The organism is Burkholderia pseudomultivorans (assembly GCF_902499075.1).
GTDB lineage: Bacteria > Pseudomonadota > Gammaproteobacteria > Burkholderiales > Burkholderiaceae > Burkholderia > Burkholderia pseudomultivorans.
On the sequence record NZ_CABVPP010000007.1, the window covers coordinates 25951 to 49447 of the forward strand.

Annotated in this window: 21 protein-coding genes; 9 read left to right on the plus strand and 12 right to left on the minus strand. The window is 68.7% G+C overall.

Translation table 11 applies throughout. The features are described from left to right. Positions 1 to 37: 37 nt before the first annotated feature. The 6 genes from BST28156_RS07410 to BST28156_RS07435 all read right to left on the minus strand — a co-directional run bounded on the left by BST28156_RS07410 (position 38) and on the right by BST28156_RS07435 (position 6376). Positions 38 to 1363 (minus strand): MFS transporter, encoded by a 1326-nt coding sequence (locus tag BST28156_RS07410; protein ID WP_060244635.1) that lies wholly within the window; start codon positions 1361 to 1363, stop codon positions 38 to 40. Between the two features lie 121 nt (positions 1364 to 1484). Continuing rightward, positions 1485 to 2123: a 3-oxo-tetronate 4-phosphate decarboxylase gene (gene otnC / locus BST28156_RS07415; RefSeq protein WP_060244560.1), complete on the minus strand. Its 639-nt coding sequence runs from the start codon at positions 2121 to 2123 to the stop codon at positions 1485 to 1487. Further along, on the minus strand, positions 2120 to 3409 hold the full coding sequence (gene otnK / locus BST28156_RS07420; RefSeq protein WP_174901894.1) for a 3-oxo-tetronate kinase: 1290 nt from the start codon (positions 3407 to 3409) through the stop codon (positions 2120 to 2122). Before otnK ends, otnC begins: the two co-directional genes overlap by 4 nt. A gap of 19 nt (positions 3410 to 3428) precedes the next feature. Then, positions 3429 to 4319: an L-threonate dehydrogenase gene (gene ltnD / locus BST28156_RS07425; RefSeq protein ID WP_059479565.1), complete on the minus strand. Its 891-nt coding sequence runs from the start codon at positions 4317 to 4319 to the stop codon at positions 3429 to 3431. A 61-nt stretch (positions 4320 to 4380) separates the two neighbouring features. Continuing rightward, a complete protein-coding gene (locus tag BST28156_RS07430; protein WP_060244555.1) occupies positions 4381 to 5085 on the minus strand; it encodes a FadR/GntR family transcriptional regulator in 705 nt (234 codons plus the stop codon). 214 nt (positions 5086 to 5299) lie between these two features. After that, complete coding sequence (locus BST28156_RS07435; protein ID WP_060244552.1) at positions 5300 to 6376, minus strand: GlxA family transcriptional regulator; 1077 nt, start codon at positions 6374 to 6376, stop codon at positions 5300 to 5302. 271 nt (positions 6377 to 6647) lie between these two features. Between BST28156_RS07435 and BST28156_RS07440 the strand changes: the two genes are divergently transcribed. The 6 genes from BST28156_RS07440 to BST28156_RS07465 are packed head-to-tail and all read left to right on the plus strand — an operon-like array spanning position 6648 to position 13692. Further along, entirely contained in the window at positions 6648 to 8033 is a 1386-nt protein-coding gene (locus BST28156_RS07440; RefSeq protein WP_174901895.1) for an L-serine ammonia-lyase, read from the plus strand. 16 nt (positions 8034 to 8049) lie between these two features. After that, a complete protein-coding gene (locus BST28156_RS07445) occupies positions 8050 to 9294 on the plus strand; it encodes a sarcosine oxidase subunit beta family protein (protein WP_010089369.1) in 1245 nt (414 codons plus the stop codon). A gap of 16 nt (positions 9295 to 9310) precedes the next feature. Beyond that, a complete protein-coding gene (locus BST28156_RS07450) occupies positions 9311 to 9625 on the plus strand; it encodes a sarcosine oxidase subunit delta (RefSeq protein ID WP_060244548.1) in 315 nt (104 codons plus the stop codon). Continuing rightward, positions 9622 to 12633 carry a sarcosine oxidase subunit alpha family protein gene (locus BST28156_RS07455; RefSeq protein WP_174901896.1) on the plus strand — a complete coding sequence of 1004 codons (3012 nt, stop codon included), beginning with the start codon at positions 9622 to 9624 and terminating at the stop codon, positions 12631 to 12633. The genes BST28156_RS07450 and BST28156_RS07455 overlap by 4 nt, the downstream gene beginning before the upstream one ends. Then, positions 12623 to 13255 carry a sarcosine oxidase subunit gamma gene (locus BST28156_RS07460; protein WP_060244545.1) on the plus strand — a complete coding sequence of 211 codons (633 nt, stop codon included), beginning with the start codon at positions 12623 to 12625 and terminating at the stop codon, positions 13253 to 13255. Before BST28156_RS07455 ends, BST28156_RS07460 begins: the two co-directional genes overlap by 11 nt. Further along, complete coding sequence (locus tag BST28156_RS07465) at positions 13252 to 13692, plus strand: dihydroneopterin aldolase (protein WP_174901897.1); 441 nt, start codon at positions 13252 to 13254, stop codon at positions 13690 to 13692. The genes BST28156_RS07460 and BST28156_RS07465 overlap by 4 nt, the downstream gene beginning before the upstream one ends. Positions 13693 to 14028: 336 nt before the next feature. On the opposite strand, the gene BST28156_RS07470 is transcribed toward BST28156_RS07465, so the two are convergent. The 5 genes from BST28156_RS07470 to osmF all read right to left on the minus strand — a co-directional run bounded on the left by BST28156_RS07470 (position 14029) and on the right by osmF (position 18709). Further along, positions 14029 to 14706, minus strand: a complete 678-nt coding sequence (locus BST28156_RS07470; RefSeq protein WP_174901898.1) for a lytic transglycosylase domain-containing protein — start codon at positions 14704 to 14706, stop codon at positions 14029 to 14031. Positions 14707 to 14890: 184 nt separating this feature from the next. Then, positions 14891 to 15679, minus strand: coding sequence for an ABC transporter permease (locus BST28156_RS07475; RefSeq protein WP_174901899.1), 789 nt, complete (start codon positions 15677 to 15679; stop codon positions 14891 to 14893). After that, complete coding sequence (locus BST28156_RS07480; protein ID WP_174901900.1) at positions 15676 to 16614, minus strand: ABC transporter ATP-binding protein; 939 nt, start codon at positions 16612 to 16614, stop codon at positions 15676 to 15678. The genes BST28156_RS07475 and BST28156_RS07480 overlap by 4 nt, the downstream gene beginning before the upstream one ends. Next, the gene (locus BST28156_RS07485) at positions 16611 to 17789 is read right to left on the minus strand and encodes an ABC transporter permease (RefSeq protein ID WP_174901901.1); all 1179 of its coding nucleotides are present in this window, start codon (positions 17787 to 17789) and stop codon (positions 16611 to 16613) included. Before BST28156_RS07485 ends, BST28156_RS07480 begins: the two co-directional genes overlap by 4 nt. Continuing rightward, positions 17786 to 18709: a glycine betaine ABC transporter substrate-binding protein OsmF gene (gene osmF, locus BST28156_RS07490; RefSeq protein ID WP_060244526.1), complete on the minus strand. Its 924-nt coding sequence runs from the start codon at positions 18707 to 18709 to the stop codon at positions 17786 to 17788. Before osmF ends, BST28156_RS07485 begins: the two co-directional genes overlap by 4 nt. 165 nt (positions 18710 to 18874) lie before the next feature. Between osmF and BST28156_RS07495 the strand changes: the two genes are divergently transcribed. The 3 genes from BST28156_RS07495 to BST28156_RS07505 all read left to right on the plus strand — a co-directional run bounded on the left by BST28156_RS07495 (position 18875) and on the right by BST28156_RS07505 (position 22188). Continuing rightward, positions 18875 to 19804 (plus strand): 2-hydroxyacid dehydrogenase, encoded by a 930-nt coding sequence (locus BST28156_RS07495; RefSeq protein WP_174901902.1) that lies wholly within the window; start codon positions 18875 to 18877, stop codon positions 19802 to 19804. Between the two features lie 238 nt (positions 19805 to 20042). Beyond that, positions 20043 to 21305, plus strand: coding sequence for a Zn-dependent hydrolase (locus tag BST28156_RS07500; protein WP_174901903.1), 1263 nt, complete (start codon positions 20043 to 20045; stop codon positions 21303 to 21305). A 70-nt stretch (positions 21306 to 21375) separates the two neighbouring features. Continuing rightward, positions 21376 to 22188: a hypothetical protein gene (locus tag BST28156_RS07505; RefSeq protein ID WP_060244520.1), complete on the plus strand. Its 813-nt coding sequence runs from the start codon at positions 21376 to 21378 to the stop codon at positions 22186 to 22188. Positions 22189 to 22197: 9 nt separating this feature from the next. Here BST28156_RS07505 and BST28156_RS07510 read toward each other — a convergent pair whose 3' ends face one another. Beyond that, positions 22198 to 23241 carry a serine hydrolase domain-containing protein gene (locus BST28156_RS07510; RefSeq protein ID WP_244131445.1) on the minus strand — a complete coding sequence of 348 codons (1044 nt, stop codon included), beginning with the start codon at positions 23239 to 23241 and terminating at the stop codon, positions 22198 to 22200. Positions 23242 to 23497: the final 256 nt, after the last annotated feature.

Genomic DNA, 23497 nt, shown 5'->3' on the forward strand with positions numbered 1-23497 from the left:
ATGGGGCGGGGCGCAGCGCGCCCCGCGTCGAACGGGCTCAGCGGTTCACGAGTTTCGCGGGCGTGAGCCACACGGCGATCGCGCCGATCACGAGCATCGCGGCCAGCACGTACATGCCGGACGACGTGCTGTGCGTGAGGTCCTTCAGGTAGCCGATCACGTACGGGCTCGCGAAGCCGGCGAGATTGCCGACCGAGTTGATGATCGCGATCCCGGCCGCGGCGGCGCTGCCCGCGAGGAACGCGGTCGGCAGCGACCAGAACAGCGGCGCGCAGGTCAGCACGCCGCCCGCCGCGAGCGACAGGAACACGATCGACACGACCGTATTGTGCGAATACGACGCGGCGACTGCAAACCCGACCGCGCCCATCAGCGCGGGCACGATCAGGTGCCAGCGGCGTTCGCGGCGCTTGTCCGCGCTGTGGCCGAACAGGTTCATCACGACGATCGCGACGACGAACGGAATCGCGGACAGCAGCCCGATCTGGAACGTATCGGTGATGCCGGTCGACTTCACGAGCGTCGGCATCCAGAACGTGAGGCCGTACTGGCCCGTGACGAACGCGAAGTAGATCAGCGACATCCACCACATGCGCGGGTCCGAGAACACGGCCTTCAGCGAATGGCCGTGCTTCTGCTGTTCCTGCGGCTGCGCGGCGATCTCGTCTTCGAGCAGCTGCTTTTCGCGCTCGTTCAGCCACTTCGCGCTGCGAATGTTGTTGTCGAGATAGAGGATCGTCGCGATGCCGACCAGCACGGCCGGCACGGCCTCGATCATGAACATCCATTGCCAGCCATGGAAGCCGGAGCCGCCGTGGAATTTCTCCATGATCCAGCCGGACAGCGGATTGCCGAAGATCCCCGACACCGGAATCGCCGACATGAACACCGCGATGATCTTCGCGCGGCGGTGCGACGGGAACCAGTACGTCAGGTACAGGATCACGCCCGGATAGAAGCCCGCTTCCGCGAGGCCGAGCAGGAAGCGCAGCACGTAGAACTGGGTCGGCGTCTTCACGAATGCGAACAGCGCGGACAGCAGCCCCCACGTGATCATGATCCGCGCGATCCAGATGCGCGCGCCGATCCGATGCATCAGCATGTTGCTCGGCAGTTCGAACAGGAAGTAGCCGAGGAAGAAGATGCCCGCGCCGAGCCCGAACACGGTTTCGCTGAATGCGAGATCCTGCGACATCTGCAGCTTCGCGAAGCCGACGTTCACGCGGTCGAGATACGCGACCACGTAGCAGAGCATCAGGAACGGCACGATGCGCCAGAACACTTTCTTGTAGGTGAGGTCAAGCTCGGCCGCGCTGGCGGCCGCGGCGGGCGTACGGCCTGCGGCCGCGTCGAGAGCAGTCATCGTCGTCTCCAAAGGTGGCGAGTGCCGGCGGCGCGCACGCTGCCGGTCGTAGGTGTGTGTGCTGACGGAAAGGCCCGCGCACACGGCGGGCATGGGATTCGGGCGGCGGCGGTGCGCCGGGCTACCAGCGCGCGCCGAAGGCCTGGCGCAGCGCGTCGAGCGCCGCGTCGGACAGCGGCTCGGGTTTCGGGTTCGTCATCAGCCACAGCCGCGCGGTTTCCTCGAGTTCCTCGAGCGCGTACGACGCGTGCGACACCGACGGTCCCCACATCACGGGGCCGAGACGGTCGAGCAGCACGCCGCGCACGCGGTCGGCGAGCGCGGCGACTTCGGCCGCGACGTCGGGGTCGCCCGGACGCCGATAGCGGATCAGCGGAATGTGGCCGACCTTCATCACGTAGTACGGCGTGATCGGCGGCAGCACGTCGGTGTCGCGCCACACGCCCGCGAGCGTCAGCGCGACGAGGTGCGTCGAATGCGTGTGGACGATGCCGTTCGCTTCGGCGTTGCGCGCATAGATGCCGCGATGCAGCGTCAGCGTCTTCGACGGCTTGCCGCCCGACACGGCCTGGCCGTTCAGGTCGACCTTCGCGATGTCGTTCGGATCGAGCCGGCCGAGGCACGCGTCGGTCGGCGTGATCAGCCAGCCGTCGGGCAGGCGCGCGCTGATGTTGCCCGCGCTGCCGACCGCGTGGCCGCGCGCATACAGGCTCGCGCCGACCACGCAGATCTCTTCGCGCAGTTTCGCTTCGGTGCTCATCGGGCGGCTCCGTCGAGTGCGCGCAGCGCCTTGTCGAAAAAGTCGATCGCGCCGAAATTGCCGGACTTCAGCGCGAGGCCGAGCGGCTGCGCGTCGATGGTCGCGGTGGCCGGCACGCCCGGATCGATCTGCGCGCCGATCTGCAGCGACTTCACGTCGAGCGCCTGCACGACCGCGCCGGACGTTTCGCCGCCCGCGACGACGAACTTGCGTACGCCGAGTTCGCGCAGGCCTTTCGCGATCGCCGCGAGCGTGCTTTCGACGAGATGGCCGGCTGCCTCGACGCCGAGCGCCTGCTGCACGGCCTTCACTTCGTCGGGCGTTGCGGTCGCATAGATCAGCACCGGTTCCGGCAGATGCGAACGCGCGAACGCGAGCGCCTGCTCGACGACGGGCTCGCCGCGCGCGGCCGCGAGCGGATCGATGCGGAAGCCCGGCCGCTGCGCGCACCACGCGGCGACCTGCGCGTTGGTCGCCTTCGACGCGCTGCCGGCGAGCACCGTCGCGAGCCCGTCGATGCGCGGCAGCGACGCCGCGTTGTCGCGTTCGGGCAGCAGTCCCGCGCGGCGGAAGTTGGCGGGCAGGCCGAGCGCGATGCCCGAGCCGCCGGTGACGAGCGGCAGGTTCGCGCAGGCTTCGCCGAGCACGTGGAGGTCGCGGTCCGACAGCGCATCGGCGATCGCGAAGCGCGCGCCGTCGGCGCGCAGCGCGTCGATTCGTGCCCGCACGTCGGCCGCGCCGAGCGCGATCGTGTCGTAGCGGATCAGCCCGACTTTCGACGGCGTCTGCCGCTGCAGCACGCGCACGAGGTTCGCGTCCTTCATCGGCGTGAGCGGATGGTTTTCCATCCCCGATTCGTTCAGCAGCACGTCGCCGACGAACAGGTGGCCGCGACAGATCGTGCGGCCGGTCTCGGGGAAGGCCGGGCAGGCGATCGCGAAGCCGCCGCCGGCCGCGTCGAGCAGCGCGTCGGCGACCGGGCCGATATTGCCGGCGTCGGTCGAGTCGAAGGTCGAGCAGTACTTGAAGAAGAACTGCCGGCACCCTTGCGCGCGCAACCATTCGTACGCGGCGAGCGACTGCGTGACGGCATCGGCGGCAGGGATCGTGCGCGACTTCAGCGCGACGACGATCGCATCGGCGTCGATCGATGCGGATTCGGCCGGTACACCGATCGTCTGCACGGTGCGCATGCCGCTCTTGACGAGCATGTTCGCGAGATCGGTCGCGCCGGTGAAATCGTCGGCGATGCAGCCGAGCAGGGGACGGGAAGCGGAAGCGGTCATGGCGAAAGCGGGGTTCGAATCAGCGGGCAGGCGGCAGCGTGATGCCGGGGAAAGTCTTGATCACGGCGGAATCGTCTTCGCCGCCGTGGCCGGCGCTCGATGCGCTCATGAACATCTGGTGTGCGGTGGCCGACAGCGGCAGCGGGAATTTGCTGCGGCGTGCGGTGTCGAGCACGAGGCCGAGATCCTTCACGAAGATGTCGACGGCCGACAGCGGCGTGTAGTCGCCGTTCAGAATGTGCGGCACGCGGTTCTCGAACATCCACGAATTGCCGGCGCTGTGCGTGATCACGTCGTACAGCGCGTCGGCGTCGACGCCTTCGCGCAGGCCCAGCGCCATCGCTTCGGCCGCCGCCGCGATGTGCACGCCGGCCAGCAGCTGGTTGATGATCTTCACCTTCGAGCCGACGCCGTGCGTATCGCCGAGCCGGTACACCTTGCCGGCGATCGCGGCCAGCACGTCTTCGCAGGCGGCGTACGCGGCGGCGGGGCCGGACGTCATCATCGTCATCTCGCCCGAGGCGGCGCGCGCGGCGCCGCCCGACACCGGCGCGTCGAGCATCTGCAGGCCGGCGGCCTCGAGGCGCGCGCCGAGCGCAACCGCGAATTCGGGCGCGACGGTCGCGCTCGCGATCACGACGCCGCCCGGCTGCATCGACGCGACCGCGCCGTGTTCGCCGAACAGCACCGTTTCGGTTTGCGCGGCATTGACGACGAGCGTGACGACGACGTCGCATTGCGCGCCGAGTTCGGCCGGCGTCGCGCAGGCGATGCCGCCTTCGGCCGCGAAGGCCTGCAGCACGTTGTCGCGCACGTCGCAGGCGTGCACGCGGAAACCCGCGCGCAGCAGCGAGCGGGCGACGCCGAGGCCCATCGCGCCGAGGCCGATGACTCCAACATTTCGTGACATGGTCAAAACCTTGATCGATTCGGGACAGAGGCGGCGTCCGGGTCAGCGGAGGCCGCCGGGTTCAGCAGATGCCGGCTTCCGCAAGGCGGCGGGCGGCGTTGTACATGTGCGTGCGCGCCGCGTTGCGCGCAGCCATCGGGTCGCGTGCGCGGATCGCGTCGGCGATCGCCGCGTGTTCGTCGCGCACCTGCCGCGAGAAATCCTCGCGCGTCGCTTCGTTGCGACGCGTGACCTTCACGCCGGCCTCGAGGTACTGGTTCAGGAACTGCAGTGTCTTCAGGAAATACGGGTTGCCGGTGACGGCGGCGATCGTGCGGTGGAATGCGACATCCTCGGCGACGCCGTCGCGCCCTTCGGCGACTGCGTCGTCGATCTTGCGCAGCGCGTCGTCGATGTCGGCCATGTCGTCGTCGGTGTGATGCAGCGCGGCTTCGGCCGCGACCTCGGCCTCGATCGCGCGGCGCACCGCGAGCAGGTGCGGCAGCGAGCTTGCCTCGACCGCTTCCGCATAGTCGATCCGCAGCGGGCGGATCGCGCCGTGCTGGTTCACGTACACGCCGCTGCCCTGACGCGGCTCGACGACGCCTTCGTTCTTCAGGCGCGAAATCGCTTCGCGGATCACGGTGCGGCTGACGCCGAATTCCTGCGCGAGTACGGCTTCGGTCGGCAGCTTGCCGGTGGCCGAAAAGCTGCCGACTTCGATCTGCTTCAGCAGTTGCTGCGCGACGTGATCGCTCATCGCGCGGGCCGGAATTTTCTCGAACATGACGCCCAGTTTTGTAAGGTGATGTGGTCATCATACAAATTTGGACGGACGCAAGCATCCGGGATAACCCTCGGTTAACGGGGCTCAACGTCGGTTAAATCGACTGGAACCGGTTCCAAAAGATATCAAACGGGCGCGATATGGGCGGCCTTGACGGTGTGTTCGGGGATTTCGTCTGGTCGACTTTCGCCCGTGACAGCGCCGGCGTCCGCCGTCAGTCGACGATGTCTTCAGCGGCGTCGGCCGTCGCCGCATCGTGCGTCGCGTCTGCCGCCGCGCCTGCGCCGCCGCGCTCGCGATACGCCGCCGGCGGTACGCCGAACTGCTTGCGGAATTCGCGCCCGAGGTGCGACGCGTCGGCGAATCCGCAGCTCGTCGCGATGTCGGCGACCGTGCGGTCCGAGCTGGTCAGCAGCCACGCGGCCGTCCGCAGCCGCACCTGCTTCGCGAATGCCTGCGGGCTCTTGCCGGTCTCGGCCTTGAACAGCCGTTCGAGCTGCCGCGTCGACAGGTCGAGCTTGCACGCAAGTTCGTCGAGCGGCAGCGCGCGCCCGACGTGCTGTTCCATCAGAAGAATCGCGCGCTTGACCTTCGGATGCGTCGCCGGTTCGAGGCCCGGCGGATGCGGCTGCGGCGCATTGCCCTTCTGCATCTCGCCGACCAGCAGGATGCGCAGCGCCTTCTGCACCGTCGCATGGTCGAAGTGGCGCAGCAGGATCGCCGCGGCGACGTCGATCGATGCGCGGCCGCCCGAGCAGGTGATCCGGCGCCGGTCGATCACGAACAGCCGGTCGGCGATCAGCAGGTCCGGATCGGCGTTCGGGAAGCGTTCGATGAAATCCCAGTAGTGGAACCAGCTGACGCAGGTGCGGTAGCCGTCGAGCACGCGCGCGCGCATCAGCGTGAACACGCCGGTGCAGATCCCGACGACGGTCGCGCCGGCCGCGGCCGCGCGGCGGATGAACTCGAGCGTTTCGGGGCCGGCTTGCGGCCCCGAATGCAGCAGCCCGCCGACCACCACCACGTAGTCGAACGGCTCGGCCGCGTCGAACGTCTCCCACGGCGTGATCTGGATCCCGCAGCTCGCGCGCACCGGCGCGAGCGTGTCGCCGATCACGCTCCACGCGCAGCGCACGGGCTTGCTGTAGTCGCCGTCGTCGGCCGACAGCCGCAGCATGTCGACGAAGCCCGAGAACGCGGTCAACGTGAAGTTCGGCAGCAGCACGATGCCGAAGCGGATGCGCTGCGGCGCGGGCTCTGCGAGGGGGGAAGCGGGTACGTCGGGTGTCATTGCAGCCAGTCTCGTTACGCCGGGCGGGCGGTCTCACGCCATTCAGGATACGGCAAGCGGAGGGCGACGGGGCAACGCGGCTGCAGCCGCGTCGGCCGGACTTGTGGTTTTGCGTCGCGAACCATCGCCAAAGCGCACTTTCGGGCCGCGGGGCCGCGCGCTTGGCGGCGGTATCCCACGCCGATGCCGTTTTTGTTCTATCGGCGGATTTTACGCTTTGATGTACTGGCGTCCAGCGTCACTTCGCCTGTATCCATCCAAAGGAAGCCAGATGAACGTCAGCGTTTTCGACCTGTTCAAGATCGGCATCGGCCCGTCCAGTTCGCACACGGTCGGCCCGATGATCGCCGCGTGCCGCTTCGCGTCGCACGTCGAGGACGCGAACCTGCTCGGCTTCGTGCGTCGCGTGCGGGTCGAGCTGTACGGGTCGCTCGGCGCGACCGGCAAGGGCCACGGCACCGACAAGGCCGTGCTGCTCGGCCTCGAGGGCCATCTGCCCGACACCATCGATCCGGACCTGATCGAGCCGCGCCTCGCGGCGATCCGCGCGGAAAAGTCGCTGTCGCTGCTCGGCCGGCAGTCGATCCGCTTCGACGAGAAGGAGCACATCGGCTTCTATCGCAAGCTGATGACGGGCACCAGCATCGTGCACCCGAACGGGATGCGCTTCCAGGCGTTCGACGAGCACGGCCAGCTGCTCGTCGAGAAAGAGTATTACTCGATCGGCGGCGGCTTCGTCGTGAACCGCGACGGCGATCGCGTCAACGGCGTGCGCGCGGCGGCCGAGGTGCCCTATCCGTTCCGCACCGGCGACGACCTGATGCGCCAGTGCCGCGAGCACGGGCTGTCGATCGCCGAGCTGATGATGCGCAACGAATGCGCGCTGCGTCCGGAAGACGAAGTGCGCGCAGGACTCCTCGCGATCTGGCGCACGATGGCCGCCTGCGTCGAGCGCGGCTGCAAGGTTGAGGGCGACCTGCCGGGCCCGATGCGCGTGAAGCGCCGCGCGGCCGAGCTGTACGGCCGCCTGCGCGCGCGTTCGGAGGAATCGCTGCGCGACCCGCTGTCGATGCTCGACTGGGTCAACCTGTACGCGATGGCCGTCAACGAGGAGAACGCGGCGGGCGGGCGCGTGGTCACCGCGCCGACCAACGGCGCGGCCGGCGTGATTCCGGCCGTGCTGCACTACTACGTGAAGTTCGTGCCGGGTTCGAACGAAGCGGGCGTCGTCGAATTCCTGCTGACGGCCGCGGCGATCGGGATCATCTACAAGGAAACCGCGTCGATCTCCGGCGCGGAAGTCGGTTGCCAGGGCGAAGTCGGCGTCGCGTGCTCGATGGCCGCGGCCGCGCTCGCCGCGGTGATGGGCGGCACACCCGACCAGGTCGAGAACGCGGCCGAGATCGGCATGGAGCACAACCTCGGCATGACCTGCGACCCGGTCGGCGGGCTCGTGCAGATCCCGTGCATCGAGCGCAACGCGATGGGCGCGATCAAGGCGCTGAACGCGTCGCGCATGGCGCTCAAGGGCAACGGCCAGCACTACGTGTCGCTCGATTCGGTCATCAAGACGATGCGCGAGACCGGCGCCGACATGAAGACGAAATACAAGGAAACGTCGCGCGGCGGTCTCGCCGTGAACGTCATCGAATGCTAACGAAGGGTCCATCAAAATGAGCCGCTACTCGATATTCAGCCTGTTCCGCAACGGCCTCTCGTATCACGAGAACTGGGAAAAGCAGTGGAAGAGCCCGGAACCGAAGAAGGAATACGACGTCGTGATCGTCGGCGGCGGCGGGCACGGGCTCGCGACCGCGTACTACCTCGCGAAGGAGCACGGCATCACGAACGTCGCGATTCTCGAGAAGGGCTGGATCGGCGGCGGCAACACCGCGCGCAACACGACGATCGTGCGCTCGAACTATCTGTGGGACGAGTCGGCCGCGCTGTACGAGAAGGCGATGAAGCTGTGGGAAGGGCTGTCGCAGGACCTGAACTACAACGTGATGTTCAGCCAGCGCGGCGTGATGAACCTCGCGCACACGCTGCAGGACGTGCGCGACACCGAGCGCCGCGTCAACGCGAACCGGCTGAACGGCGTCGACGCCGAATTCCTGACGCCCGCGCAGATCAAGGAAATCGAGCCGACCATCAACCTCAACAGCCGCTACCCGGTGCTCGGCGCATCGATCCAGCGCCGCGCGGGCGTCGCGCGCCACGATGCGGTGGCCTGGGGCTTCGCGCGCGGCGCGGACCGCGCCGGCGTCGACATCATCCAGAACTGCCAGGTCACGGGCATCCGCCGCGAAGGCGGCGCGGTGGTCGGCGTCGACACGGTGAAGGGCTTCATCAAGGCGAAGAAAGTCGCGGTGGTCGCGGCCGGCAACACGACGACGCTTGCCGACATGGCCGGCGTGCGCCTGCCGATCGAAAGCCATCCGCTGCAGGCGCTCGTGTCCGAGCCGATCAAGCCGGTCGTCAACTCGGTGATCATGTCGAACGCGGTGCACGCATACATCAGCCAGTCCGACAAGGGCGACCTCGTGATCGGCGCGGGCATCGACCAGTACACGGGCTTCGGCCAGCGCGGCAGCTTCCACATCATCGAAGGCACGCTGCAGGCGATCGTCGAGATGTTCCCGGTGTTCTCGCGCGTGCGGATGAACCGCCAGTGGGGCGGCATCGTCGACGTGTCGCCGGACGCGTGCCCGATCATCAGCAAGACCGACGTGAAGGGCCTCTATTTCAACTGCGGGTGGGGCACCGGCGGCTTCAAGGCGACGCCGGGTTCGGGCTGGGTGTTCGCGCACACGATCGCGCGCGACGAGCCGCATCCGTTGAACGCGCCGTTCGCACTCGACCGCTTCTACACCGGCCACCTGATCGACGAACACGGCGCCGCCGCCGTCGCGCACTGAACGAGGAGAAACCAACATGTTGCTGATCGAATGTCCGTGGTGCGGGCCGCGCGCCGAATCCGAGTTCACGTGCGGCGGCGAAGCCGACATCGTGCGCCCGGTCGCGAACGAAACGATGACCGACCGCGAATGGGGCGAGTACGTGTTCATGCGCGAAAACAAGCGCGGGCTGCACAAGGAGCAGTGGCTGCACACGCAGGGCTGCCGCCGCTGGTTCAAGGTCACGCGCGACACCGTCACGTACGAAATCAAGAGCTATGAGAAGTTCGGTGGGGCCGCCGTCAGCGGCGCTGCCGCCGGCAACGCACACGAAGAGGGCACGAGCAAATGAGCCAGAAAGACCGTCTCGGCACCGGTGGCCGCATCAATCGCGCGATTCCGCTGACGTTTACGTTCAACGGCCGCACGTATCAGGGCTTCCAGGGCGACACGCTCGCGTCCGCGCTGCTCGCGAACGGCGTGCACTTCGTCGCGCGCAGCTTCAAGTACCACCGTCCGCGCGGGATCGTGACGGCGGACGTCGCGGAACCGAATGCCGTCGTGCAGCTCGAATCGGGCCCGTACAGCGTGCCGAACGCGCGCGCGACCGAGATCGAGCTGTATCAGGGGCTCGTCGCGTCGAGCGTGAACGCGGAGCCGTCGCTCGAGAACGACAAGTACGCGATCAACCAGAAGCTGTCGCGTTTCCTTCCCGCCGGCTTCTACTACAAGACCTTCATGTGGCCGCGCAAGATGTGGCCGAAGTATGAGGAAAAGATCCGCGAAGCGGCCGGTCTGGGCAAGGCGCCCGACGCGCTCGACGCCGATCGCTACGACAAGTGCTACGCGCACTGCGACGTGCTGGTGGTCGGCGGCGGCCCGTCGGGCCTCGCGGCCGCGCACGCGGCAGCGACCGCCGGCGCGCGCGTGATCCTCGTCGACGACCAGCGCGAACTCGGCGGCAGCCTGCTGTCGTGCCGTGCGGAGATCGACGGCAAGCCCGCGCTGCAGTGGGTCGAGAAGATCGAGGCCGAACTGCGCAAGCTGCCCGACGTGACGATCCTGTCGCGCAGCACTGCGTTCGGCTACCAGGACCACAACCTCGTGACCGTCACGCAGCGCCTGACCGATCACATGCCCGTGTCGATGCGCAAGGGCACGCGCGAACTGCTGTGGAAGGTCCGCGCGAAGCAGGTGATTCTCGCGACCGGCGCGCACGAGCGGCCGATCGTGTTCGGCAACAACGACCTGCCGGGCGTGATGCTCGCCGGCGCGGTGTCGACCTATATTCATCGCTACGGCGTGCTGCCGGGCCGCAATGCGGTCGTGTTCACGAACAACGACCGCGCGTACCAGACCGCGCTCGACCTGAAGGCGTGCGGCGCGAAGGTGACGGTCGTCGATGCACGCGCGTCGTCGAACGGCGCGCTGCCCGCGGCCGCGAAGCGGCAGGGCGTGACGGTGATGAGCGGTGCGGTCGTGACGGCCGCGTCGGGCAAGCTGCGCGTATCGTCGGTCGACGTCGCGTCGTACACGAACGGCCAGACGGGCGGCAAGCTGCAGTCGCTGCCGTGCGACCTCGTCGCGATGTCGGGCGGCTTCAGCCCGGTGCTGCACCTGTTCGCGCAGTCGGGCGGCAAGGCATGCTGGAACGACGAGAAGGCGTGCTTCCTGCCCGGCAAGCCGGTGCAGGCGGAGGCCAGCGTCGGCGCGGCCGCCGGCGAATTCGGGCTGGCGCGCGCGTTGCGCCTCGCGCTCGACGCGGGCGCCGAGGCGGCCAAGGCCGCGGGCTTCACGGCCGCGCAGCGCCCCGTCGCGCCGCAGGTCGCGGAAACCGTCGAAGGCGCGCTGCAGCCGCTCTGGCTGGTCGGCAGCCGCGAGGCCGCGTCGCGCGGGCCGAAGCAGTTCGTCGATTTCCAGAACGACGTGTCGGCCGCCGATATCCTGCTGGCGGCGCGCGAAGGCTTCGAGTCGGTCGAACACGTGAAGCGTTACACGGCGATGGGCTTCGGCACCGACCAGGGCAAGCTCGGCAACATCAACGGGATGGCGATCCTCGCACAGGCGCTCGGCAAGTCGATTCCGGAAACGGGCACGACGACGTTCCGGCCGAACTACACGCCGGTGTCGTTCGGCACGTTCGCGGGCCGCGAGCTCGGCGATTTCCTCGACCCGATCCGCAAGACCTGCATCCACGAATGGCACGTCGAGCACGGCGCGCTGTTCGAGGACGTCGGCAACTGGAAGCGGCCCTGGTATTTCCCGAAGAACGGCGAGGACCTGCATGCGGCCGTGAAGCGCGAATGCCTCGCGGTGCGCAACAGCGTCGGCATCCTCGATGCGTCGACGCTCGGCAAGATCGACATCCAGGGCCCGGACGCGGTGAAGCTGCTGAACTGGATGTACACGAACCCGTGGAACAAGCTCGAGGTGGGCAAGTGCCGCTACGGGCTGATGCTCGACGAGAACGGCATGGTGTTCGACGACGGCGTGACGGTGCGCCTCGCCGATCAGCACTTCATGATGACGACCACGACCGGCGGCGCGGCGCGCGTGCTGACCTGGCTCGAGCGCTGGCTGCAGACGGAGTGGCCGGACATGAAGGTGCGCCTGTCGTCGGTCACCGATCACTGGGCGACGTTCGCGGTGGTCGGCCCGAAGAGTCGCAAGGTCGTGCAGAAGGTGTGCCAGGACATCGACTTCGGCAACGAGGCGTTCCCGTTCATGAGCTACCGGAACGGCACGGTCGCAGGCGCGAAGGCGCGCGTGATGCGGATCAGCTTCTCGGGCGAGCTGGCCTATGAAGTGAACGTGCCGGCCAATGCGGGCCGCGCGGTGTGGGAAGCGCTGATGGCGGCCGGCGCCGAGTTCGACATCACGCCGTACGGCACCGAGACGATGCACGTGCTGCGTGCGGAGAAGGGCTACATCATCGTCGGCCAGGACACCGACGGCTCGATCACGCCGTACGACCTCGGGATGGGCGGCGTCGTCGCGAAGTCGAAGGACTTCCTCGGCAAGCGTTCGCTGTCGCGTTCGGATACCGCGAAGCAAGGCCGCAAGCAGTTCGTCGGCCTGCTGACCGAGGACGAGCAGTTCGTGCTGCCCGAAGGCGCGCAGATCATCGCGAAGGACACGCAGGTGTCCACGACCGAGCCGACGCCGATGATCGGCCACGTGACGTCGAGCTACTACAGCCCGATCCTGAAGCGCTCGATCGCGCTGGCGGTGGTGAAGGGCGGCTTGGACAAGATGGGCGAGAGCGTCGTGATTCCGCTGGCCAACGGCAAGCGCATCACCGCGAAGATCTCGAGCCCGGTTTTCTACGATACCGAAGGGGTGCGTCAGCATGTGGAATGAAACGAGAAACCAGGCGCCGGTGGCGGGCGCGGGCGGCGTGCAGCTCGAGTCGCCGTTCGTCGGCGCGGCCGACGTGCTGAAGGCGCACCAGGCGCGCGCCTCGAAGAAGTTCGCGCTGCGCGAGCGCGCGTTCCTCGATCTCGTGAACGTGCGCGGCGAGCTGCACGACCCGGCGTTCGTGAGCGCGTTCGAGCGGGTGGTCGGCTGCCGGCCGCCGGCCGAGCCGAACACGGTTGCGCGCAGCGCCGAGTATGACGTGCTGTGGCTCGGCCCCGACGAGTGGCTGGTGCGTTCGAACGGGCCCGTGCAGGCGGGCGTGCTCGAGGCGAAGCTCGCGGACGCCGTGCAGGGTTCGTATGCAGCGGCGGTCGACGTCGGCAGCGGCTACACGGTCGTCGAGATCAGCGGCGAACGCGTGCGCGACGTGCTCGCGCGCGGCTGCCCGCTCGACCTGCATCCGCGCCTGTTCAAGCCGGGCCAGTGCGCGCAGTCGCACTACTTCAAGGCGTCGATCGTGCTGATCCCGACCGGCGACGATGCGTTCGAGATCGTGCTGCGCCGCAGTTTCGCCGACTATTTCGTGCGCATCATGCTCGACGCAGCCGCGCCGCTCGTGTCATGAAGCCGTTCGACGAACCGTTCGCGGCGATCGACGCGCCGCGCCTGCGCGGGCGCGGCTGGAGCGTGTTCGTCGACGAACTGAAGGTGCCCGCGCGGATCGGCATTCACGCGCACGAGCACGAAGCGCCGCAGCCGATCGTGATCGATGCGCGGCTCGAGTATCGCTGCGAGCCGAGCGAGCAGGGCGAGTGGATCGACTACGACGGCTACTGCGCGCGCGTCGCGTCGTTTCTCGCGCACAAGCCGCATACGCGGCTGCTCGAAACGCTCGTCGCCGATATCGCGGTGCTGTCGTTCCGCGAGTGGCCGGCGCTGGAGTCGCTGACGCTGTCGGTGCACAAGCCGAAGATTCGGCCCGGGACCAAGCGCGTCGGCGTGTCGCTGGACTGGACGCGCGGCGATTACCTGCGATGGACGGGGGCGGCGGGGCAAATCTGAGCGCTGGCGGGTGCGGGACGGATTGTTCCTGGAATGTCGGAATAATCGATCGGCCTGGCGAGAAACGGCCAATTGTTCCGGAAATATCGGAACAATTGGCCGTTTTGCATGGGCAACCGAGCATTGTCGTGATTCCAGTTGGGTGCCGGACTACACTCGTACCGGCGCGCTGCTGCAGCAAGCTCTGATTCATCGTGCCGCCGCAGCGCTTGGCGCCGGATAGTCGACTACCCGCGCGCGAACGCGCAGCATTTCATTGAGCTTCTGTGCGAGCCGGGGGTAAAAGCGGGATCGGGCCGCGCAAGCGCGAGGCGGCCGATCGAGCGGTCGTCGCGCTTACGGATTACGCGGCCCCGCCGCCGAATCGCTGACCGGCACCATGCGCGCCTTCGCATCGCTGCCGGTTTTCGCCTCGTCGGCCGGTTCCAGCACGAACCGGAACGAATCGACGCGCTGCATCACCTTCGACGCGTACGCACTGGAACCGCCGTAGCTCTTCAGCGCGGCCTGCACGTTGCCGCCGGCGGCCTTCACGTAGCCCGACAGGATCGCGGAGCCGGCCTCGACGTTCGCGTTCGGCTCCGTCAGGTCCTTCACGTTGCGCAGCAGCCCGCGGTGCGCGGCCGGCACGACCTGCATCAGCCCCGTCGCGCCATGCTGGCCGCGCGCCTTTTCCTGGAAGCGCGATTCGATCGAGATGATCGCGTAAACGAGTGCCGGCGGCAGCGAATATTTCGTCGCAGTGACGCTCACGATGTCGGCGAGCTTCACGGCCTTTTCCTTCGCGACGCCGAATTTCTTCGTCAGGTACGACGTGATGCGGCGGTTTGCTTCGTTCGGCTGATCGTTCGCGAGCGGATCGGAGGCGGGGATCGATGCGGCGGCAACGTTCGGCGCGGATGCCGCGAGCGCGGACGCCGTAAGCGCGGACGCCGTAAGCACGGACGCCTGCTGCGCCGACGCATGATGCGCGACGCCAAACGAAAGCACGATCAGCCAGAGCAATCGTCGCATGGTCGAAGTGGGGGAATCGGGAGGCGCATAGTATATCGACCAATCGCGCCGCGCGGCTGAAGGTGCGCTCGAATGAAAGCGGGATGTAGGCTTGTGTCGGTGCGTGCCGACGATTGGCGGCGGAATCGTTGCACGGACACGCATCGGAGTCCGCACGAGTGCAGGACGCGCGCGTCGCGCCGCCTCATGCGCGCCGCGCGGTCGCGACCTTCGCCAGTGCGCCGATCGCGTCGCTGACGAGCACCGCGAGCAGCCCGACGATCACGCCGCCCTGCAGCACGAACGCGGTGTTCGACGTCTGCAGGCCGGCGATGATCACGTCGCCGAGCCCGCGCGCGGCGACGGTCGAGCCGATCGTTGCGGTGCCGAGGTTGATCACGACCGCGAGCCGGATCCCGTTGACGATCACCGGAAACGCGAGCGGCAGCTCGACCGACGCCAGCTGCTGCCAGCCGCTCATGCCCATCCCGCGCGCGGCGTCGACGACATCGCGCGGCACGTCTTCCAGCCCCGCGATCGTGCTCTCGAAAACGGGCAGGAGCCCGTACAGCACGAGTGCGATCAGCACCGGCTTGAGCCCGAAGCCGACGGCCGGCACCGCGAGCGCGAGCACCGCGACCGGCGGGAAGGTCTGGCCGATATCGACGATGCTGCGTGCAACCGGCAGGAAATCCGCGCCGGCCGGCCGCGTGACCGCGATGCCGGCCGTCACCGCGACGAGCGTGCCGATCAGGCTCGACAGCGCGACCGTACCGAGGTGCGCGAGCGTGAGGTCGAGCAGGCTCGCGCGATCGTAGATGACGGGCGAGCCGTTGTCCGCGAACGGCGCGAACAGCCCCTGCAGCCATGCGGGGCGCAACAGCAGCACGAGCAGCAGCGCGAGCGCGGCCGCGCGGGCCGCGTACGCGGGCAGCCGGCGCGGCAGCGGCACGCGCGATGCCTGGGTCCCGTACGCTGCGTTGCGCGCCGTCATGCCGGCTTCCTCGCGTGCGCGCGGATCGCATCGAGCGTGATGCGGCGCGCGTGGCGATCGTTGCCGTCGTCGACCGGCAGCGCGTCGACGCCGCGCCACAGCAGCTCGGAGACCGCGTCGCGCAGCGTGCGCGTCGCGGCGATCGGTTCGCCGTCCGCCTCGCCGGTTTCGGCCACCGCATCGACCGGCGTCAGCGCAAGCAGCCGCAGCGGCCGGTCGACGCCCGCAACCAGCTGCTCGACGACGCCCGCGGCGGGCTTGCCGAGGATCTCGGCCGGCGACGCGACCTGCAGCAGCCGGCCGCCGTCCATCACCGCGATCGTGTCGCCGAGCTTCAGCGCTTCCTCGATGTCGTGCGTGACGATCACGACCGTGATGCCGAGGCGGCGCTGCAGCGCGAACAGCTCGTCCTGTGCCTTGCCGCGAATGATCGGGTCGAGCGCGCCGAACGGTTCGTCCATCAGCAGCATCGCGGGCTCGGCCGCAAGCGCGCGTGCGACGCCGACGCGCTGCTGCTGCCCGCCGGACAATTCGTGCGGCAGCTTGCCGGCGAACTCGGCCGGCGCGAGATGGAATTGTTCGAGCAGTTCGCGCACGCGCGCGTCGATCCGCTCGGCCGACCAGCCGAGCAGGCGCGGCACGGTCGCGATGTTGCGCGCGACGCTCCAGTGCGGGAACAGCCCGTGCCCCTGGATCACATAGCCGATGCGACGCCGCAGCTGTTCGGGCGACAGGCTCGCGGTGTCGGTGCCGTCGATGCGGATCGTGCCGCTGGTCGGCGCGATCAGCCGGTTGATCATTCGCAGCAGCGTCGACTTGCCGCTGCCCGACGCGCCGACGAGCGCGGTGATCGTGCCGCGCTGCACCGTCAGCGACACGTCGTCGACGGCGACCACGTCGCCGAAGCGCTTGCCGATGCGTTCGATTTCGATCATCCGGCACGTCCCTTCGCGAGCGACGTCGCGGCTTCGAATACGACAGCGGCCATCAGCGCGAGCGCGATCGTCGGGATCGCGCCGAGCAGCACGAGATCGGCGGCCGATTGTCCGATGCCCTGGAAGATGAAGGTGCCGAAGCCGCCGCCGCCGATCAGCGCGGCGACGGCGGTCAGCCCGATGTTCTGCACGAGCACGATGCGCACGCCGCTCAGGATCACCGGCAGCGCGAGCACCAGATCGACACACAGCAGCCGCTGCGCGCGCGTCATGCCCATCGCGCGCGCGGCTTCGGTCACGTGCGGCGGCACCTGGGCGAGACCGACCGCGACGCTCGACGCGATCGGTAGCAGCGAATAGAGGAACAGCGCGAGCGCGGCCGGCGCGACGCCGATCCCGCGGATGCCGAGCGCGGCCGCGAGCGGCACGTGCGCGGCGAGCAGGCCGAGCGGCGCCATCATCAGCCCGTACATCGCGATGCTCGGGATCGTCTGCACGACATTGAGCACGGGCATCACGATCGCGCGCACCGCGGCAATGCGCGCGCATGCGATGCCGAGCGGCAGCCCCGCGACGAGTGCGGCCGCGACCGAGCCGCCCGCGAGCGACACGTGACGGATCGCCTCGCGCCAGAAGTCGTCGCTGCGCACCGCGTATTCGCGCATCACCGACAGGCCGTCCCACCAGCCGCTCGCGAGCGGCACCGAGACCGCGGCGACCGCGACGACCAGCGCGGCGAGCCGCCGCCACGGGCCGAACGCGAGCCGCGCGACCGCGTCCGCGACCAGCACGGCCCATGCGAACAGCAGCAGCCACACGCCGGCGGCGGGCGACACGCGCGCGAGCATGTCGTCGGGTGCGACGATGTGCGCGGCGGCCGCGCCGAGCGCATAGGCAAGCGTCGCGAGCCACGTGCAGCCGGCCGCAAGCCGCCACGCGGGGCGGCTTGCCGTCATCGCCCACAGCGCGCCGGCGATCCACAGCGCGGCGAGCGCGGCGCCCTGCGCGGCCGGCAGTGCGGCGAATACCGACAGCCCCGTGCCGGCCGCGATGCGGTTCGGCCGCAGCACGGCGAACGGCAGGCCGAGCACCGCGACGATCGTCAGGACCCCGATCAGGATGCCGACCTTGTCGGGCGCGATGCGCCGCGCGGAGGCCGCCGCGCGACCCGTCATTTCACGAAGCCTTTCGACTTCAGGTAGCTTTTCGCGACGCCGGCCGCCGGCTCGCCGTTGATCTGGATGCGCGCGTTCAGCGTCTGCAGCGTCTTCAGGTCGAGACTCGCGAACACGGGCTTCAGGTAGTCGGCGATCTGCGGATGCGCTTTCAGCACCGCTTCGCGAATCACGGGCGCGGGCGCATAGACGGGCTGCACGTGCTTGTCGTCGTCGAGCACCGCGAGGCCGCTGGACGCGATGCCGCCGTCGGTGCCGTAGACCATCGCGGCGTTCACGCCGTCGGTCTGGTTCGCGGCGGCTTTGATCGTCGCAGCCGTGTCGCCGCCCGACAGCACGACGAGCTGCTCGGGCTTCAGCTTGAAGCCGTACGCCTTCTCGAACGACGGCAGCGCCGACGCGCTGTTCACGAACTCGGCCGAGGCCGCGAGCTTCACCTTGCCGCCGCCGGCGATCCACTTGCCGAATTCGGAGAAGGTCTTCAGGTGCTGCGACTGCGCGACCTGCGAGAGCACCGCGACGCCCCACGTGTTGTTCGCGGGCGCGGGCGCGAGCCAGACTAGATGATTCGCTGCGTAGTCGAGTTTTTTGGCCGTGTCGTAGCCTTGCCCGGCGTTCTTCCAGACCGGATCGTCGGCCTTGTTGAAGAAGAACGCGGCGTTGCCGGTGTACTCGGGGTAGATGTCGATCTCGCCGCTCGTGAGCGCCTTGCGCACGATCGGCGTCGCGCCGAGCGCGATCTTTTCGGTGACCGGAATGCCGTGGGCCTTCAGCACCTGCGCGATGAGATTGCCGAGCAGGTTGCCTTCGGTGTCGATCTTCGACGACACCACGACGGGCGTGTCGGCGTGCGCGCCGGGCGCGACGAACGCGGCGGCGAGCGCGAGGCCCAGGATCCGGGCGGGCAGGGCGAGCTTCATCTGGGCCAATCTCCAGGACGGGGGCGTACGCCGAAACTTACTTGACTGAGCCGGCTTTGGCAAACCGCGTGCGGCGGCGTATCCACAGCCTGTGTGGGGATAACCCGCATCCGTCTCACGCTTGCTACACTGCAAGCCGTTCCCGCCCTGCGGACATCTCCTGTCATGAAGCCAGAACTGCTGGTCCTCATTGCGCTGCGCGGCGACGCGCAACGCCGGATTGCGGCGTCGTTCGTCGTGCACGACGCGTCGACGCCCGACGCGCGCGAACGCGCGATCGCCGATTACGGCGGCACGATTCGCGCGGTGCTGACCAACGGCAGCACGGGCCTCGGCGCCGCCGAGATCGACCGGTTGCCGCAACTGACGTTCGTCAGCGCGCTGGGCGCGGGCTACGAGCAGATCGACGTCGCGCACGCGAAGGCGCGCGGCATCACGGTCGTCACGGGCGCCGGCACCAACGACGACTGCGTGGCCGACCACGCGTTCGCGCTGCTGCTCGCGACGGTGCGCGGCGTCGTCAGGCTCGACGCGCACACCCGCGCCGGCGTGTGGCGCGACGGGCTGCCGATGCCGCCGAACGTGTCGGGCAAGAAGCTCGGCATCGTCGGGCTCGGCAAGATCGGCGAGAAATGCGCGCGCCGCGCGGCCGGCTTCGACATCGAGATCGGCTATCACAACCGGTCGAGCAAGGACGTGCCGTACCGCTATTTCGACCGGCTCGACGCGCTCGCGCAATGGGCCGATTTCCTGATCGTCGCGACGCCGGGCGGCGCGGGCACGCGGCACCTCGTCGATCGTGCGGTGCTCGATGCGCTCGGCCCGGACGGTTTCATCGTGAACGTGTCGCGCGGCAGCGTCGTCGATACCGCTGCCCTGGCGGAAGCGCTGCGCGAAGGGCGCATCGCGGGCGCGGGGCTTGATGTGTACGAAGGCGAACCCGAACCGCCGCGCGCGCTGACCGATCTCGACAACGTCGTGCTGACGCCGCACATGGGCGGCTGGTCGCCCGAGGCGCTCGACCGCTCGGTGCAGCAGTTTCTCGACAACGCTGCACGGCATTTCGCCGGGCAACCGGTGCTGACGCCGGTGTGAGTCTTGCGTCTGCTGTAGCGGCGGGATGCGTGTTGCGGCGAAGGAACGCGTCGTACGGCGATCGACCGCAGCGGCGCGCGCCCTTCCGCGCATTTGTTCACGTCGGGCGGCTCAATATGAAAAAAAGTTGCGCCGCGCCCGGTCATTGAGAGCCGAAATATCGAGCGGCCTGAAATAATATTTTTCTCCATGACGTCCGGCTGCGTGGCCGGACCTGCGCGCCTCATGGAGACGACCGATGAATCCCTCTGCAGCACCTCTGCCGGCCCTGAAACTGGACGGTCCCCTTCTGCTCGACCAGTTGCGGCAGCTCGGCGAGATCGGCGCCGACCGCGAAGCGGGCGGCCGGACTCGCATCGCGCTGACGGACGACGAGCGGGCCGGCCGCGATCTCGTTGCCGCATGGATGCGCGAGCTGGACCTCGAGGTTCGCGTCGACCGGATCGGCAACCTGTTCGGCACGCTGCGCGCGCACGCCGATGCAGGCGACCTGCGTCCGCTGATGATCGGCTCCCACATCGACACCGTGACGAACGCCGGCGCACTCGACGGCTGCTACGGCGTGCTGGCGGGCCTCGCCGTCGTGCGGGCTTTCCGCGATGCAGGGCTCCAGCCGCGGCGCCCGATCACGATCGGCGCGTTTACCAACGAGGAAGGCATCCGCTACCAGCCCGACATGATGGGCTCGCTCGTGTACGCGGGCGGCATGCCGGTCGAAGCGGCGCTCGATACGGTCGGCATCGACGGCACGCGGCTCGGCGACGAACTGGCGCGCATCGGTTATGCGGGCGATCTCGAGCCCGGCGCGATCGTGCCGCACGAATACCTCGAACTGCATATCGAGCAAGGTCCGATCCTCGAGGCCGAGCAGGTCCGCATCGGCGTGGTCGAAAACCTGCAGGGCATCTCGTGGCAGCAGATCGCCGTCCAGGGCAACGCGAACCACGCGGGCACCACGCCGACGCATCTGCGGCACGACGCCGGCTGGGTCGCGGCGGCCGTCTCGGCCTTCCTGCGCACGCTGGCGGTCGAGGCCGGCACGACGCTCGCGACGATCGGCATGCTGCGCATCGAGCCGAACGTGATCAACGTCATTTCGCGCAAGGCGGTGTTCACGGTGGACCTGCGCGATCCGGACGAACGGCGGCTGCAGGATGCGGAGCGGCGTCTGGCCGAATTTCTCGTGCAGGTGGCGGAACAGGAGGGCGTGACGATCTCGACCGAGCGGCTCGCTCGTTTCGAGCCGGTCGTGTTCGACGCCGGCCTGGCCGACGAGATCGAGGCGTCGGCGCGCCGCGCCGGTTTGTCGTATCGGCGGATGACGTCGGGCGCGGGGCATGACGCGCAGATGATCGCGCGCATCGCACCGGCCGCGATGATCTTCGTGCCGAGCCGCGGCGGGATCAGCCACAACCCGCGCGAGCACACCGACGACGATCAGCTGCTCGACGGCGCGAACGTGTTGCTCGATGTCGTGCTCAGGCGTCTCGCGGCGAGCTGAGCGGCCGCCCTCAACTTCTTCGGAATCGGTCCGTAAACCCTGAAAAAACCATCTGAAAGGAGAGAGGGCCATGACGAGTTCGGTCACGTCGGCGGGCAGCCTGTCGCCTGCGCAAATGGCGCAGGCGGCGCTCGACGACCGGCAGCTTGCGGGCGCGGCGGCCGCGCCGCCGCAGGATCCGCCGTTGGAGGTGCGTGCGCTCGACCTGCAGGCGATGCAGGCGGCGTTGACGAAGCAGCTGTCGATGGCGGGCGAACTGTCGACGAAGCTGAACCGGGTGACTGACGCGCTCGCGTCGAGCATGAGCGAGATTGTCGCGAAGCGCCCCGATCTGGCGGACGCGCAATTCGACTTCCACACCGACGACGGCGCCATCCAGGTCGTGTCGAAAACGATGAAGGAAAGCGATCGCGCGTGGATCGAGCAGACGCTGAACGGCAATGCGAACCTGGTGCTGGCGACGCGCGCGTTTCACGACCAGGCGGTCGACATCGACGCGCAGGGCGCACTGGTGCGCGGCGAGACGCCGTTCAGCGCCGACGATCGCGCGGCGGCCAGCCAGCGCGCCGACGGGCGCTTCCGCTTCATGGACCTGATCAATGCGGCCGTCGAGCGCAATCACGAGCTGTTGCAAGCGGGCGGCCACTACGTTGCGCAGGACGGCACGCCGCTGAAGGTCGAGCAGTCGGCCGGCACCGCACGCGGCACGCTGGCGCTGCTGGATATCGACCGCCAGCTGTCGTCCGGCACGGCGGTCTTCGTCGACGGTTCAGGGCAAAAGACGTACGGCATGCGGCCGGTGCTGATCGACATGGACTTCGCGGTGCTCGCCGCGCCCGGCTCGCAGGACGGCAACCGCCTCGGCTTCCACGCGATCGCCTGATGTCGGCGCCTACGCGCCCGGGCGTATCGCCGGCTCGCGCAACGCGTCGCCGAGCGCGGCTTCGATCAGCGAGACCAGCCCGGTGCGCGTTTCGCGCGACGTCGTGAAGCCCGCGATCGCGATGCGCAGCGCGGGCACGTAGCAGGCCACCGTGCCCCAGAACCCGGCGTGCGAATAGCAGGGCCGGCCGGCGATCGTCTGGGCCGCGAGCCCGATACGGTAGCCGTCCGCACCCGCGTGCGGGCCGGGCCTCAACATCTCGTCCAGCGTCCCGCGTGCGTCGAACACGCGCCCCTCGAACAGCCCGCGCATGAACGCGGCGAGGTCGCGCGCGGTCATCACGAGGCCGCCGCCGCCGTACAGGTCCATCGTCGGATCGACGTGCGTGACGTCGACGCCGCCGAAGGACTGGTGCGCGCGCGGCGCAACGCCGGCCGGCGGCGCTTCGGCGTCTTCCCACCAGGTCGACGCGAGCCCGAGCGCGTCGAAGCGCAGCAGGCGCCGCACCGCGTGCGCCAGCGGCCATCCGGTCGCGCGTTCGATCGCGTCGCCGAGCAGCAGGTAGCCGGTGTCCGAATACCGGAATCGCGTGCCCGGCGCGTCGCTCGGCCGTTCGCGGCCGACGCCGAGACCGACCTGTTCCGCCCGGCTCCAGCGGCGCGCCGGGTTTGCCAGCACGATCCGCAGATAGTTTTCGTCCGCGTGGTCGGGCAGGCCGGCCGAATGGCTCGCCAGTTGCCGCAGCGTCATCGACGACGGGCGGTAGCCGGCGTCGGCCAGCAGCGCGACCAGTTCGCGATCGAGCGACGCATCGGCCGGCGCGTCGAGGTCGATGCGGCGCTGCTCGGACAAGCGCATCAGCGCCGCGGCGACGAAGGTCTTCGTATTGCTCGCGACGCGCAGCGGCGTATCGGCGGTCAACGGCTGCCCCGTCGCGGCGTTCGCGACGCCGTGCGCGGCGCTCCAGGACGTGGCGAGGCCGTCGCCGGTGGCGAACAGCGCGACCGGGGTGTCGAGGTCCTGCAGCGCAGCGGCGAGTCGTTCGAAGTTCAACGGTTCCTCCGGTTGAAGATGGCGTCGGACCGCGGCGCTCCGGATCGACGCATGCGGCGGGCGGCACGCGCCAGCATACCGGCAAATCGCCGACCGGCCGGCATGCGCCAATGTTGCGCGCCGGCACACCGATATTTGCATCGTTCCCGCTCTGACCCATAATGGCGACCAACATCGGGTCGAAGACCCACGGCGCAACCGGGCCGCGCCGTCACTGAGAGAACGATTCGGGGAGCGTTGCCGTACCGGCAGCATG